The organism is Pyxidicoccus trucidator (assembly GCF_010894435.1).
Taxonomy (GTDB): Bacteria; Myxococcota; Myxococcia; order Myxococcales; family Myxococcaceae; genus Myxococcus; species Myxococcus trucidator.
The window spans coordinates 770,793-784,983 of the sequence record NZ_JAAIXZ010000002.1 but is presented as its reverse complement, the minus strand read 5'-3'; the positions used below and the strand labels follow the sequence as shown (position 1 = coordinate 784,983).

Below are 14,191 nucleotides of genomic sequence, written 5' to 3'. Positions count from 1 at the left end.
GGCTCTCTCAGCCCGGGGTCCGGTTGGCCAGCGCCTTCGCCGCCACCTGGCGGTCGTCGAAGTTGTGCTTCTCCGTGCCCACCTGCTGGTACGTCTCGTGGCCCTTGCCGGCGATGAGGACGACGTCGTCCGCGGTCGCCATGCTGATGGCCAGCTCAATCGCGGCGCGACGGTCCGCGTCCACGAGGTAGCCCTTCTCACCGGACTTCGCCTTGCCCGCGGAGATGCGGCGCAGGCCGGCCTTCTCCAGGCCCGGCGTCACCTCGGAGATGATGTCGTCCGGGTTCTCGGTGCGGGGGTTGTCGCTGGTGATGATGGCCAGGTCCGCGGCCTCGGCCGCCACCGCGCCCATCAGCGGACGCTTGCCCTTGTCCCGCTCCCCGCCGCAGCCGAAGACGGTGATGACGCGGCCCTTGGCCAGCGCACGCGAGGCCTCCAGCGCGCGCTTGAGCGCGTCGTCGGTGTGCGCGTAGTCCACCAGCACCGCCGGCGCCCCGCCGGGGCCGTAGTTCTCCACGCGCTCCATGCGGCCGGCCACCGGCGTCATGCGCTCGATGCCCTCCTGCACGTCGCGCCGGGCGAAGCCAGCGCCCAGGCCGATGCCCGCCGCCAGGAGGATGTTCTCCAGGTTGTGGGGCCCCAGCAGCTTGCTCTTGATGGGGATGTCCCCCGCCGGCGTCTTCAGCGTGCCCTTGATGCCCTGGAGCGTGAAGGTGACATCCGCGGCGGAGACCTCCCCGTTGCCCAGGCGGCTGAACTTCCACGCCATGCGCTTCTGGCCGCGCAGCTCGTTGTAGATGCGGCTGGCGTAGGTGTCGTCACCATTCACCACGGCCACACCGGTGGCGGACAGGTTCTCGGCGAACAGCTTCCGCTTCGACTGGAAGTAGTCCTCCATGTCCTTGTGGTAGTCGAGGTGGTCCCGGCTCAGGTTGGAGAAGCCGGCCGCCTTGAAGGTGAGCCCGTGCACGCGCTCCTGCGCGAGCGCATGGCTGGACACCTCCATGATGACCGTCTCCACGCCCGCGTCGACCATCTCCCGGAAGATGCGGTGCAGCTCCAGCGGGTCCGGGGTGGTGTTGGAGGTCTCCACCGTCTTGCCGGAGAACTTGTAGCCCAGCGTGCCGATGACACCGGTGGACGCATAGGCCGCCGTGCTCATCGCCTCCAGCAGGTAGCTCGCCGTCGTCTTCCCGTTCGTCCCGGTGACGCCCAGCAGCGTGAGCTGGTCGGCGGGACGGCCGTAGAAGTTCGCGGCGATGAGGGCCAGGGCCTTGCGCGCATTGCCCACCTTGAAGAAGGGCACCTGCGAGGAGGGTACCGGCTTCTCGGAAACCACTGCCACCGCGCCACGGGACACGGCCTCGCCGATGAACTGGGCTCCATCCTCCTTCGTGCCAGGAATGGCAACGAAGAGGTCCCCAGCCTTCACGCGCCGCGAGTCCTGCGTCACACCGGTGACGTCAACCGCGGAACGGCCGCCCGAGGTCTGCTCGGCACCACATCCTGCGAGGACATCCGTCAGCTTCATCTCTTCCCCTTCACACGTGTTGCAAACACGGGGCCTGGAGCGAGCGCGGCCTCATTGCCGCGTCGCGAGCTCCAGCGTCACCCGGGCCCCCTTCTCCACCAGAGAACCGGCGGCGGGGGTTTGAGAAACCACACGTCCACTGCCCATTACCTGGGGCTCCAGCGCCGCGGCGAGCAGCTTCACCACGGCCTCTCGTCCTACCTGCCCCTGAACGTCCGGCACACGCACCGTGCCGGGCTCAGGGGTCTCCGTCACCGCCTCCGCCAGCGCCGGACGAGCGGGCACGGCGGCCTTCACGGCCACCGGCTTCGCTGCGCCAGACGCGGGGGACACGGCGGCCACGGCCACCTCGGGTGCCACCGTCCGGGACGGGGGCACGGCCAGGTGGGCCATGGCGGCGGTCGCAATTTCCTTGAAAGCAGGGGCAGCCACGTTCCCCCCGTATACGTCCGTCTTCGGTTCGTCCACTACGACAAGAATCACGGCACGCGGAGACTCGGCCGGCACCACGCCAGCAAAGGAGGCAATCCGCTTGTCCGAGTACCCTCGCGCCACCGGGTCCGCCTTCTGGGCGGTGCCCGTCTTGCCCGCCACCCGGTACTCCTCCATGGCGGCCTTGGGCGCGGTCCCTCCCTTGATCACCACGCTTTCGAGCATGCCCACCACCTGCCGGGCCACTTTGGAAGAAACCACCCGGCGAAGCTCCGTGGGGCGGTTTTCCAGCAGGACTACCCCATCCGGGTCCACCACCTTCGACACGAGGTAGGGCCGCATCAGCACGCCATCGTTCGCCAGCGCACCATAGGCGGACGCAATCTGCACCACGGTGGCCGTCATTCCCTGACCGAAGGACTGGGTGGCCAGCGTCACCTCCGCCTTCGGGAAGGGGATGACGCCACGCCCTTCGCCCGGCAACGCCAGCCCGGTGCGCTCGGCGAAGCCGAAGGCGTGGTACCCCGCTACCATCTTTTCCCGCCCCATCGCCTGGGCAATCTTCGCCATGCAGATGTTGGAGGACACCTGGAGGATGCCCTGGGGGGATAGCCAGCCGTAGGAATGGGTGTCGTTGATGGTGTGGCGGCCCACCGGCCAGGCGCCATTCTCACAGAAGAAGACGCTGTCGGGGGTAATCGACTTCTGCTCCAGCGCGGCGGCCACCACGAAGGGCTTCATGGTGGAGCCGGGCTCAATCGTGTCCAGCGCGGCGCGGTTGCGCATGGTGTTGCGCGTGCTGGACTCGGGGGTGTTGGGGTTGAAGCGCGGGTGGTTGGCCACGGCCAGCAGCTCCCCCGTCCTCGGGTCCATCACCACCGCCATGCCGGCCACGGCCTTCGAGTCCTCCACCGCCTTGGCCAGCGCCTTCTCCGTCACGTACTGGAGGTGGCGGTCGATGGTCAGGGTGACGGCGGCGCCCTGGCGCTCCAGCGGGTCCAACGCGCCCTGCACCAGCAGCTTGCGGCCCTTGGCGTCGCGGAAGCCGGACATGCGCGAGTTCTGCCCGGACAGCTCGTCCTCGAAGGCCAGCTCCAGGCCCTCGAGGCCGCGCCCGTCCATGCCCACCATGCCCACCACGTGCGCGCCCAGCTCGCGCTGCGGGTAGAAGCGCTTGGGCTCCTTGGTGAAGCCGAAGCCCGGCAGCCCCAGGGCCTTCACCGCGGCCACCTCCTGGGGCTTCGCCTGCCGCTTCACCCACGCGAAGCGCTTCGCCCGCGTCAGCCGGGCGGCCATCTCGTCCGCGTCCACCTTCAGCGCCTTCGCCAGCGCGCGCGCGGCGTCGCGCACGTCCGGGAGCATGGAGGGGTCCACCCAGATGGAGTCCACCTCCACGCTCTGGGCCAGCGGCGTGCCGCGCCGGTCGAAGATGTCGCCCCGGCGGGCGGGAATCTCAATCTGGCGGACGTACTGGTCCTGCGCCAGGCCGCGCAGCTTCTCCTGCTCGAAGACCTGGAGCTGCACCGCACGACCGAAGGCGACGCCCAGCAGCGTGAGGAAGAGGCCGAACAGCAGCCGCACCCTCAGATTCAGCCACTTCGCGTTGGCCTCGGGAGGCCGCGTCGCCTTGAAGTCCCTCACCGCACCGCCCCCGCCGCGTCACGCCCCGCCACGCGCGCGCCGGGCTGCTCGGCCCCGCGCGCGTCCGCCCGGGCCTTCTCACGGACGGCCTTGTCCGCGGCCAGCGACACCACCGCGCCGCCCTTGGGCATGGCCATGCCGAGCTGCTCGCGCGCCACGCGCTCCAGCCGCGCCGGGGCCTTGAGGGTGGCCAGCTCCAGCTTCAGCCTGTCGTTCTCCCGCGTGAGGGTGCGGCTCTCCGCCTCCGCCCGCGACAGGCGGTAGCCCATGTCCACCACCAGCACGCGGCTGGTGACGTGGAGGATGCCCACGCCGGTGAAGAGGGCGAAGAGGAGGACGGCCGGCAAGAGGTGCAGCAGCACGCCCGTCACGGAGACCGAGCCACGCATCGAAGAAGCAGTCCTGGACGTCGCCTTGCTCATCGGAGTTTCTCCACCACGCGCAGGTGCGCGCTGCGAGAGCGGGGGTTGGCCTCCACCTCTTCGTCCGAGGCGGCCACGGCCTTCCTCGTCACCAGGGCGAAGGCACCCGAGTAGCCACAGGCGCACACCGGCAGGCCCGGCGGGCAGGTGCACCGGCCCACCAGGTCCCGGAACGCCTCCTTCACCTTCCGGTCCTCCAGGGAGTGGAAGGCGATGATGGCGGCGCGGCCGCCCACCTTGAGGAGCCCGGGGATGGCGGCGAGCAGCGCGTCCAGCGCCTCCAGCTCTCCGTTGACCGCCATGCGCAGCGCCTGGAAGGTGCGGGTGGCCACGTGGATGCGGTTGGGCCACGCCTTGCGCGGCACCGCCCGCTTCACGGCCTCGGCGGCCTCCAGCGTGCGCGTGGGCAGCGAGCGCTTCAGCTCGCGGGCGATGGGGCGCGCGAAGGGCTCCTCGCCGTACTCCTTGAGGATGTGGGCCAGCTCCCGCTCATCCATGGAGGCGATGAGCTCCGCGGCGGTGGGGCCGTCCGCGCCCATGCGCATGTCCAGCGGGCCCTCCTTCATGAAGGAGAAGCCACGCTCGGCCACGTCGAGCTGCGGGGAGGAGACGCCCAGGTCCACCAGCACCCCGTCCACCGGGAGCACGTCCGAGGCCACGCGGAGCAGGTCCGCGAAGTTGCCCTCGCGGGGCTGGAAGCGCGGGTTGTTGCCCACGCGCGAGGTGGCCGCGGCGAGCGCCACCGGGTCGCGGTCCACGCCCACCACGGTGGCGCCCCGGGCCAGGAGCGCCTCCGTGTGGCCACCGCCGCCCAGTGTGCCGTCGATGATCACCGTCCCCACTCCCGGTTGGAGCAAGTCCACTGCTTCCCGCAGGAGGACCGTCTGGTGCTGGAAGTCCAAGGCCTCCACGCGCCGTCAGACGAACGGGGCCCGCGCGAGCGCGAAGGCCGCCCGGGCGTCGTTCATGTGCGGGTAGATTTCGAAGGAGTCGTGCGCGCCGGCCGCCCGGAAGATGGCGGCCAGGTACGGCGACAGGCCGGACAGCTTCAAGTCCCCACCGGTGCGGCGGAAGGCGTCCGCGCGGGCCATGAGCGGCTTGACGCCCCGGTAGTTCAGGTGCCCCACGTCGGCGAAGTCCAGCACCACCTGGCGCACGCCACGGTGCAGCTTCCGGGTGAGGTCGTCACAGAGCTGAAGCAGGTCCTGCTCGCTCAGCTCGCCCTCGAGCATGAGCGTCTCCACGCGCCCGGTGGCCACCGCCGCGCCCGCCCCTCGCCGCACCTCCAGAACCTGGTTCATACGCTTGCCACCCTCCCGGGACTCCTGCGTCCTGTCGACTTTCCGGCTACTGCTGGCGCAGCTCCGACAGCACCTTCATCACATCCGCGGAGGTCGCCTCCTGGCGGGCCTCCTCCTGCGCCTTCGCCCAGCCTTCGCGACTCCACAGCTCGATGACCTTCACCATGCCCGCCCACACCACGTCCTTCTCCAGCCCGGCGTAGGAGCGCAGCGTGGGGGGGATGAGGAGGCGCCCCAGCTTGTCCAGCGGGCACTCCTGCGCGCTGGCCACGTACAGGCGCATCAGCGTCTTCACCCCCGGCTCCATCGGGTTGCGCCGGGCCAGGGAAGCCTCCAGCGCCTCCCACTCCCGCACCGGGTAGGCATGGAGGCACCTGTCGAGCGCGGTGGTGATGATGAGTCGCTCGTCATAGGCGCCCACCAGCGTTTCCCGGAGCTTCGCCGGGAGGCTCGTCCGCCCCTTCGCGTCGATCTGGTGCTCATAGACGCCTCGGAACACGCGGGACGATCCACCTTTTCAACCCGCTACGGGATTGACCTCCACTCCTTGCCACTCCTTGCCACTACCGGCCGGCATACATACGCGTCCCCCTGGGGGGGGTCAAGAAACCGCAACAGGTTGAAACACCGGTTCGTTGACGCCCGACATCCGGGCCGGGGCTTCCGGCCGTGGAAGCGCGTCGCCCCTGCAGGGCGTCACCCCGCTGGCGGACACTCCTTGCAAGGCCCGCCACACCTGGAAGGTCCGGTACTTGCCGCGCCGCGGCGCCCTACCCAGGGAGATGGGGTGAACTTGAGTTCCACCGGAAGACAGGCGCAGAGTGTCAGTTGCGTGAATACGAATGTGCGACTGAAGGTGGCCTACAAGACCCCGCAGTCCTTGGTGGGGGAGTACACGCGCAGCGTCGGGATGGGGGGCGTCACGCTGGAGACGCGCCGCAGCCTTCCGCTGGGTACTCGCTTCACCTTCGAGCTGCACGCGGGGGGCGTTCCCAGGCCCGTGGAAGTGCTGGGCGAGGTGGTGCAGGTGGAGCCGCGCGAGGCGCAGCGCTACCTGCTCACCGTGCGCTACGGCGTGAGCCAGGACCGCACCGCGCTGGATGCCATGCTCCAGCGCATCTTCTCCGTCCAGGAGCAGGAAGGGCTGCGCCGCTTCCCGCGGCTGCCGCTGCACCTGCGCGCGATGGAGGCGGCGCCCATGTCCCCCACCTTCCTGGTGCGGGACATCTCCCGGGGGGGCGTGGGGCTGGAGGTGCAGGCCCCGGCGCTGCCCCGCAAGGTGCAGGTGGGCGCGCCCTTCCTCCTGGAGATGGACCTCCAGGGGGGGCCGCTGATGCTGCACGGCGAGGTGGTGTGGACCTCGTCGGTGCCGAAGAAGCACTCGGAGACGGTGACGCCGGGCTTCGGCGCCACCTTCGGGCGGCTCCGCCCGGAGATGCAGCAACGCCTGGATGCCCTGCTGGCCCTGGCGTCGCTGCCCCCCGCGCCGTGGAAGGCCCGGGTGAGCTTCGGCATGGACGCGGTGGCGCGGATGCCGTGAGGGCCCGGGGCTCCGCCTGCTCGCGGAGCCCCCTCCCCTCGCGCCGCTACTCCGCGCTGAGCGGGTAGCCGCCCGCGGACTCCAGCGCCGCCACCACCGTCTCGCGCAGCTCCGCGGGGTTGTACGGCGTGAAGACGTCCAGCGTGGCCAGGCGCTTCAGCTCCGTGTCCAGCGCGTCCCCCTGGAGCGTGGCGCACAGCGCGCGGCGCGTCCTGTCGAAGGCGCGGGGGACGGCGTCCAGCGCGTACAGCCGGGTCAGCGCCACGCGCACCGGGTCCAGCTTCCCCTGGCTCGCGGCCTGGCGCGTGCGCGTCACCATGGAGTCCAGGGCGAAGGCGTCCATCACCACGTCCGACAGCGCGGCGAGCACCTCCTGGTGCTTCTCCAGGTCCGTGCCGAACGTCTCCGCGGCGATGCGCAGGCCGTGCAGGGCGAGGCGCTTGGCGGACTCGGCGGCCACCTCCTGAGGGGCCAGCGCGTCCTCGCCGCGCGCGCGGGGCCGCTCGCCGCGGGACAGCTCCTCCGCCACGTTGCCGGCCACGGCGAACAGCGGCAGGTCGCCCTTCACCGCGCGCTTGAGCAGCATGCCGACGATGAGCATGCGGTTGATTTCGTTGGTGCCCTCGAAGATGCGGTTGATGCGCGCGTCGCGGTACGCGCGCTCCACCGGGTACTCCTCGATGTAGCCGGCGCCGCCGTGGAGCTGCACGGCGTCGTCCACGAGGCTGCCGAGCGACTCGGAGCCATGCACCTTCATGATGGAGGACTCAATCGCGTACTCCTCCACGGCGGCGAGCAGGTGCGCCTCGTAGTCCGGGGCCGACTTGTCCCGTCCGGCGAGGCGCGCGTCGACGAGGCCCGCGGTGCGGTACGTCATGCTCTCCACCGCGTGGATGAGCGCGGCCATGCGGGCCAGCTTCTCGCGCGACAGGGGGAACTGGACGATGGGGGTGCCGAACTGCTTGCGCTCCTGCGTGAAGCGCAGCGCGTTGTGGAGCTGGAGCTTCATGCCCCCCAGCACGCCCGCGCCCAGCTTGAGGCGGCCGTAGTTGAGGATGTTGAAGGCAATCTTGTGGCCCTTGCCGACCTCGCCGAGCTGGTTCTCCACCGGCACGCGCGCGTCCTCGAAGTAGAGGGGACACGTGGACGAGCCGCGGATGCCCATCTTGTGCTCCTCCGGGCCCACGGTGAGGCCGGGGGTGTCCTTCTCCACGATGAAGCCGGTGAACTTGTCGCCGTCCACCTTGGCGAAGACGATGAACACGTCCGCGAAGGCCGCGTTGGTGATGTAGAGCTTGGAGCCGTTGAGAATCCAGTGCTTGCCGTCCGGCGAGCGCACCGCCTTCGTCTTCGCGCCCAGCGCGTCGCTGCCGCTGCCCTGCTCCGTGAGGGCGTAGGCGGCCACCCACTCGCCGGTGGCCAGCTTGGGGAGGTACTTCTGCTTCTGGGCGGCGTTGCCGAACCAGACGATGGGCAGCGTGCCGATGCCGGTGTGGGCGCCGAACGTCACGGACCAGGCGCCGTTGAGGCTCATCGCCTCGGCGAGCAGCAGGGACGTGGTCTTGTCGAGCCCGGTGCCGCCGTAGGCCTCGGGGATGTCCACGCTCAAGAGGCCCAGCTCACCGGCCTGGCTCAGGAGCTGGCGCAAAAGGGCGTTGTCCTTGGCTTCGATGCGCTCGGCGTTGGGGAGCACCTGCTCGCGGGAGAACTGGAGGGCCGTCTTGAAGAAGAGGCGCTGGTCCTCGGCGAAGGTCTCCGGGGTGCCGATGCGGGTGGCGCCAACCTCCTGGAAGAGGAACGCGCCGCCGGTGGGAATCTCCTTCGATGGGGCGGGCTCGAGTACGGCGACCATCAACGACCTCCAGGTTCACGGAGGGAGCGTCCCTCCGCCAGGCGGGCAGGCTCCCGCCGGGGGCAATCTAGGGTGTGGCGCAGCAGGGAGGTAGTAGCAACCGCGCCCGCCGACTTCATTCGAATGCCGGCGCCCGGTGGTCAGCTCAGTCCAGGAAGCGGCGCTCCCAGCGGCGCATGTCTTCTGGAGTCATCCGGCCGAGCGGCCTGCTGTTCCGGTAGAGGTGGGGCTCGAGGAGCCGTGCGAGCGCACGGTGCATGGGGAGCGTCTCGCCCGCTTCCACGTCACCGGGGTTGGGTGCGTCGCCCAGGGTGATGAGGGCGCGGTCGCCGCTGAGCTCCTGGATGGAGATGCCGGGCAGGGTCAGGTGCTCGCGCAGGCCGGAGATGCCCCCAAGCTTCCCGAGCACGGGGGGGCCGAGGAAATTCATCCAGTGGACGCCGTCGACGTGGGTGTCCATGTCGAGCTTGGGGCCCTCCCAGGACATATGCAGTCCTCGGTACCGTTTCCAGACAGCGTTGACGGCCTCTCCAACCGGATGTTCTTCGCAGAAGCCCAGGTCCACGAACCCCGAGTTGAAGGGGAGCACGCTGGCCACCTCGCACGCCAGCTCACGAACGTGGTCTGGACCTTGTTCTTCCAGATATTCCGTGGGCAGCCGCAGGAACAAGCCACATGCATCATGCTGCCGCTCTGGCCACGGGAGCGGGATTCCCAAACCTCGATAATCCACATAGAGCCCGCTCGCGCCTTCAGGGGTTCCGGCGAACCGGGGACAGAAGTTCTCATCCGGTCCCAGCATCTCTCGCCGGATGCCCTCCCACTGCTTGTCGTCGAGTGGATGCGTTTGAGCATCGTGGTCGATGTACCAATCGAGCGTGACAGGACGTATTCGCTCACGAAACACCTCGATTGCACGCACAACATCCGGCGCAATCCGCTTGTGAGCCTCCTTCATATAGAAACACATGATCAAGGCGTCACTCGCGGCATCGGCGTGAAACGTATTCGAGTATCGAAACCTCGGGTATTTCATGCGGTGCACCCTCACTCCTCGCGCAGACCCACGATACGTTTTGGAGAGACAAGCATGGGCTCCGTCCGCAGTGCCTCGGAGTAGAGCTCACCTTGGGTCCGTCCCACCCAGCGACCACTCTTGTAGGTTTCCCAGCGAGCCCCATTGCTCTCCGGGCAGGGAAACTTCATGTCATACACACGGATGATGACGCCGTTCGCATCCATGATGACGAGGTCCGGCACGATGGTCCCTTCCAGCCCCTGCCGTGACACCCTCCGCTCCACCTCCGGGGCAAGGAACTCCCACTTCCCGGTCCAGTCGTCGAGCCGGAACCGCGGCTGGAACAGGTAGCGTTCCGGAATCAGCTTCTTCAGTTCAGCTGCCAGGCACCGCTGAGCCTCATCATGTTTGCGCAGTCCCAGGTACATGGCCCACGTCTGCCCCGCCCGCTTGCTCTCAGTGCATTGCTCCCGGCTCGGACTCTCGCCGTCGAAGTAGTGGTCGTTGACCTCCCGCTCGGCCCTGCGCACGCACTTCCAGCTGGCCTCCTCGACCTCCGCGAGCAGATCCGTGGCCAGTTCCACGCCCCGGCGCTCCGCGGAGTTGATGACCGGCTGCAGCGCGACGGCCACGGCCGTGCCACCAGCCGCGGCTCGCGCCGCGTTACGCTTCACCGCATTCGACACACCTGATTCGCCAGGGCTCGGCGTCCCCGTGCACTTCTCCCACTGCCCCGGGCTCTTCTTGAGGCAGCACTCCACCGTGAGGTCTCGAGGGCCACACTGGAGGTCCGCTTCATCCAGCGCGGACTCCGCCAGACACCCACCCTGGAACACAACCAGGAGCAGCGACCACCGAGCGGCCACATGTCTCGCGCCTGGGCTCACCGGGTTGAGGGTAGCATCACGGCGTGAAACGCCCGGGCCCGAAGAAGCCCTCGTCCACATCACTTGAATCGCGAGAGCGATGAGGCCCCAGTGAGCAACACCCCCATCCCCAACGAACGGGTGACGCCGGAGGTTGAGCCTTCGTCAGGTCCGCGGCGACATCAGACCCGCCGCCAGCTCCTGCTGTGGACCCTGGGGCTCACTCCCATCCTGGCCGGTGGTGGCCTCACCGCCTTCCGGTGGAAGCGCAAGGCGGAGGACGAGGCCCGGGCCGCGCCACTCACCCAGGCCGCGGCCTACTCCCTGTTCGCGAACCATCCCGAAGCGGGGGTCCACATCGAGGAGGCCCTGCGCGAGTCGAGCACCTACGCGCCGGCCCTGCTGCTGCGCGCCTGCGCCGAGTTGGAAGCCGGCAACGAAGCCGCGGCCCGGAGCACCCTCGCGCATCCCTCCCTGCGCGACACTCCCGAGGCGAAGCTGCTGCTCGAACTCGCCGCGCGACGCCCGGGTTCGCCAGACTGGCGACATGCCTTCTTCGACACCTGGAAGGCGCTCGGGCATCCCGACTTCGGGAAGAGCGCCCTGCTCCCCAGCCCGGTGGAGCCGGACACCCTGCTCGCCGAGCCGGAAGCAAGCTACGCGCAGGCCGACGAGGCCCAGCGCTTCGCCCTGGCGGTGCTCGCGCTGGACTTCTGCGAGGGCAGGTGCGTCTTCGACCTCGAGGAGCAGCTCACGAAGACCTCCTCGGTGCCCTTGCTCGTGAGCCTTCACGAGCAACTCGGCGGCGGGGCGAGCCCGAACCGCCGGGAGCTCCTGCTGCCGCCCGTGCTCGACCGGCTCCGGGAGCTCGCCGGCCCCTCGCCGCGGAGCCTCCAGCTCGCGCTGTTGCTCTTCTTTCAAGCGCTGGCTGAGCGGCCCTCCTCGGCCCTCTTCAACCGGGGCGACCTGGCCTCGCTCGAGAAGCTCCTCTCGATTCCGGAGTGGAAGCCGATCTCCAACGAGCAGCTCTTTCAACAGCTGCGCGCCCGGTTCGATGGCCTGCTCGCCGCCCCCGGACATCATGCGTGGCGGCTGGTCCTCCTGGCACAGGGGCCGTCACTGGGCTTGACGCTCCTGGAACGCGCGCACGCCAGCAAGGACCAGCTGACCGATGACGAGCAGCGGTGGATGGGACGGCTGCTCTGGGAGTTCGGCGCGCGCATCCGAAAGGAGCGCTCCCACCTGGAGCTGGACCTGGGCATCCGGCTCCAGATGGCCGGCTCCGAGCTGTCGAGGTACGTCCCGGACAAGGAGGAGTCCGTCGACCGCTGGGTGGAGCTGGGCTTCTGGGAGAAGGCCGTGGAGCGCGCGGGCTGCTACCGCTGGCCCCTGCCCTCGTTGCAGGAAGAGTTCTACGCGGCCCGGGCACGCGACGAAGAGGCGTGGATGACGGCCTTCGCGGGCGTGGGCGCGCTGCCCTGACGCAAACGCGCCTCAGCCTCCATCCTTCGCCCCGCGCGGCGTGGGGAAGATGAGGCACAGCGTCTCGAAGAGCGGCTCGCCGGGCGCGCTGTACGTGGCGCCGAGCGCCCTCGCCGCCTGCGCCACCTCGGTGCCGAACGAGGGCACGAGGCAGATGTCCTCGGACGTCTTGAAGCGCCCCTTCAGCAGGCCGAGCCCCCGGCGCAGCGTGGCGAGGTCCTGCCGCCCGCCTCGCACCGGCACCGAGGGGCCATTCGCATCGGGCCCGGGCAGCTTGCCGACGCTGGTGGTCAGCTCGAAGCCATCCGAGCGCTGGATGATGCGCAGCTTGCCGGGCGCCACCTCCGCGAGCCACGCGCGGAAGCCCTCCTCGTCGCGCAGCACCACCCGATAGGCCACCGGCGCATCCGGGTGCTTCAGCCACACCTCCTTCGCCGAGTCCCGCAGCACCACCAGCAGCTCCGACGCCTGCACCAGGTACGTGTCTGCGTCCGGCACCAGCAGCACCTCGCGGCCCTTCACCCGCTCGGCCAGGCGCGCGGCGTCGGCGGGGCGCACGGACTCGAAGGACTCCTGCCCCAGCCGCACCTGCTCACCGGCCAGGTCCAGCCGGAGCGCCTCCTCCGGCAGCGGCTCGCCATACACCGGCGCGGCCTCCACCGCGGGCGCCACATCCTCCGGCACCGAGGCCCCCGCATCCGCGGTACGCGCCCCGCCTCCCGCCGCGAGCGACGGCAGTGGCTCCGGCTTCAAGGACTGAAGGGGCTCGGCGGGCTTCTCCTCGCGGCAGCCCGCGACTGGCGTGACGAGCAGCGCGGCGGCGAGGACGCGGGAAGTCAACGGAGCCCGCATTCCAACAAGGGCCACGACCCACGGCGCGGCGGCGAGGACACGGGCGAACCGCGAGGCCCGCGCCCCGACAGGAGCCACGCTGCACGGAGCCGCGAGCCCACGGGCACACGCAGCCCCCCGCTGTCCACCGCGCCCGCTCCTCACGGAGGCGTCTGCTTCACGGTGGCGGCGGGCAGGACGGCGGGCACGGGCGCGCTCTTCGGAAAGGCAGCAGCCACGCAGGCAGCATCCGCCAGCCCGGCGCTCGCGGCATGCACGGCCGCGGCACCCGACTCCTTGAAGAGGACCATGTCCTTGAAGCGGCTCGCCTCCTCGGTGCGCCCGGCGTCGCGGATGTAGATGGCCTTCACCCGCCCGGGGAACTCGTCGCGAATCTGCGCGTACACCTCCGGGTCCTTCTCTCCCGAGTCCCCCACCAGCACCACCGGCTGGGAGAATTGCTGGAGCAGGCGGCGGATGGCGGGCTGCTTGTACCCGGACAGCGTCGTCGGACCGATGTCCCGCAGGTACAGCCCGAAGCCCGTCGGGAAGCCATGGCGGTCCAGGAACTTCCGGATGCGCGGCAGGTACTGGACGGGCGAGCCACTCACCAGCGCGAAGGCCGGCGCCGTCGGCTGCTTCATGCACCCGTAGAACGCCGCCATGCCCGGCACCACCGCCTGCGTATCCGAGTCCTTCAGCAGCGCCGACTCCACCAGCTTCACCGGGCTCGTCACGTTCGTCACCGCCACGGTGTCGTCGAAGTCGGACACCACCAGCAGCGGAGCGGAGTCCGGGATGACTTCCACCGGCGCCGTCGCCGCCGCGCCCTCCACCTTCGCCTCCGCCTGCGCCGTCCCTGTCGGGAAGCGCTGGCCCTCGGGCGGCAGCAGGTTCACCTCGAAGTTGCCGTCGTGCCCGCTCTTCACCGTGGCCACCACGCCCTGGAAGGACACCTCCACCCGGGCCCCTTCCCAGTTGGTCGCTGTCAGCCTCCGGACGTTGCGGGAGAGTGCCGTGCTGCCCCCCGAAGGTGCCTCTTTCAACACCCGGCCCTGGAGGAGTACCCCCTCCGGCCGACCCAGCGCGGGCGCCAGCAGCACCGAAGGCGCCGCCAGCGCAGGGGTCGATGTGGTGAGGAGTAGGACCAGCCCTAAAGGGCAAGCGAACGATTTCAACGGAATTTTCCTGTCATAGTGTTGAACATACCCCATGATAGCGTGCCGCGACTCCGTGGCGGCAGTGTGGAGGGCAGGTGCTACGGCCCGGTAGGCC

The 14,191-nt window shown here is 69.7% G+C and carries 13 protein-coding genes; 2 read left to right on the top strand and 11 right to left on the bottom strand.

Annotated elements, in window-relative coordinates; all coding sequences use genetic code 11:
* Positions 1-7: 7 nt before the first annotated feature.
* From G4D85_RS09755 to mraZ, 6 genes are read right to left on the bottom strand one after another with little or no spacing between them, the layout of a single operon-like run.
* Positions 8-1,531, bottom strand: a complete 1,524-nt coding sequence (locus G4D85_RS09755) for a UDP-N-acetylmuramoyl-L-alanyl-D-glutamate--2,6-diaminopimelate ligase (RefSeq protein ID WP_164010306.1) — start codon at positions 1,529-1,531, stop codon at positions 8-10.
* Positions 1,532-1,582: 51 nt separating this feature from the next.
* On the bottom strand, positions 1,583-3,604 hold the full coding sequence (locus tag G4D85_RS09750; RefSeq protein ID WP_164010304.1) for a penicillin-binding protein: 2,022 nt from the start codon (positions 3,602-3,604) through the stop codon (positions 1,583-1,585).
* Positions 3,601-4,026 carry a cell division protein FtsL gene (gene ftsL, locus G4D85_RS09745; RefSeq protein ID WP_164010302.1) on the bottom strand — a complete coding sequence of 142 codons (426 nt, stop codon included), beginning with the start codon at positions 4,024-4,026 and terminating at the stop codon, positions 3,601-3,603. The genes G4D85_RS09750 and ftsL overlap by 4 nt, the downstream gene beginning before the upstream one ends.
* Entirely contained in the window at positions 4,023-4,937 is a 915-nt protein-coding gene (gene rsmH / locus G4D85_RS09740) for a 16S rRNA (cytosine(1402)-N(4))-methyltransferase RsmH (protein WP_164010300.1), read from the bottom strand. Before rsmH ends, ftsL begins: the two co-directional genes overlap by 4 nt.
* A gap of 6 nt (positions 4,938-4,943) precedes the next feature.
* The gene (locus G4D85_RS09735) at positions 4,944-5,327 is read right to left on the bottom strand and encodes an STAS domain-containing protein (RefSeq protein ID WP_164010298.1); all 384 of its coding nucleotides are present in this window, start codon (positions 5,325-5,327) and stop codon (positions 4,944-4,946) included.
* Positions 5,328-5,373: 46 nt separating this feature from the next.
* Positions 5,374-5,826 carry a division/cell wall cluster transcriptional repressor MraZ gene (gene mraZ, locus G4D85_RS09730; RefSeq protein ID WP_164010296.1) on the bottom strand — a complete coding sequence of 151 codons (453 nt, stop codon included), beginning with the start codon at positions 5,824-5,826 and terminating at the stop codon, positions 5,374-5,376.
* Positions 5,827-6,159: 333 nt separating this feature from the next.
* Here mraZ and G4D85_RS09725 point away from each other — a divergent pair, with 333 nt between their 5' ends.
* Positions 6,160-6,867, top strand: a complete 708-nt coding sequence (locus tag G4D85_RS09725) for a PilZ domain-containing protein (protein WP_205525485.1) — start codon at positions 6,160-6,162, stop codon at positions 6,865-6,867.
* A gap of 46 nt (positions 6,868-6,913) precedes the next feature.
* Here the strand turns inward: G4D85_RS09725 and G4D85_RS09720 are convergent, their stop codons facing one another.
* The 3 genes from G4D85_RS09720 to G4D85_RS09710 form a co-directional block, all read right to left on the bottom strand.
* Complete coding sequence (locus tag G4D85_RS09720; RefSeq protein ID WP_164010294.1) at positions 6,914-8,719, bottom strand: acyl-CoA dehydrogenase family protein; 1,806 nt, start codon at positions 8,717-8,719, stop codon at positions 6,914-6,916.
* 145 nt (positions 8,720-8,864) lie between these two features.
* Positions 8,865-9,755 (bottom strand): type VI immunity family protein, encoded by an 891-nt coding sequence (locus G4D85_RS09715; RefSeq protein WP_164010292.1) that lies wholly within the window; start codon positions 9,753-9,755, stop codon positions 8,865-8,867.
* Between the two features lie 11 nt (positions 9,756-9,766).
* Positions 9,767-10,369 (bottom strand): hypothetical protein, encoded by a 603-nt coding sequence (locus G4D85_RS09710; RefSeq protein WP_164010290.1) that lies wholly within the window; start codon positions 10,367-10,369, stop codon positions 9,767-9,769.
* Between the two features lie 345 nt (positions 10,370-10,714).
* Between G4D85_RS09710 and G4D85_RS09705 the strand changes: the two genes are divergently transcribed.
* Positions 10,715-12,085, top strand: coding sequence for a hypothetical protein (locus tag G4D85_RS09705; protein WP_164010289.1), 1,371 nt, complete (start codon positions 10,715-10,717; stop codon positions 12,083-12,085).
* 12 nt (positions 12,086-12,097) lie between these two features.
* Here the strand turns inward: G4D85_RS09705 and G4D85_RS09700 are convergent, their stop codons facing one another.
* Together G4D85_RS09700 and G4D85_RS50220 are read right to left on the bottom strand one after the other, a co-directional pair.
* The gene (locus G4D85_RS09700; RefSeq protein WP_240359171.1) at positions 12,098-12,925 is read right to left on the bottom strand and encodes a hypothetical protein; all 828 of its coding nucleotides are present in this window, start codon (positions 12,923-12,925) and stop codon (positions 12,098-12,100) included.
* A gap of 152 nt (positions 12,926-13,077) precedes the next feature.
* Positions 13,078-14,094: a phosphatase domain-containing protein gene (locus G4D85_RS50220; protein ID WP_275900275.1), complete on the bottom strand. Its 1,017-nt coding sequence runs from the start codon at positions 14,092-14,094 to the stop codon at positions 13,078-13,080.
* Positions 14,095-14,191: the final 97 nt, after the last annotated feature.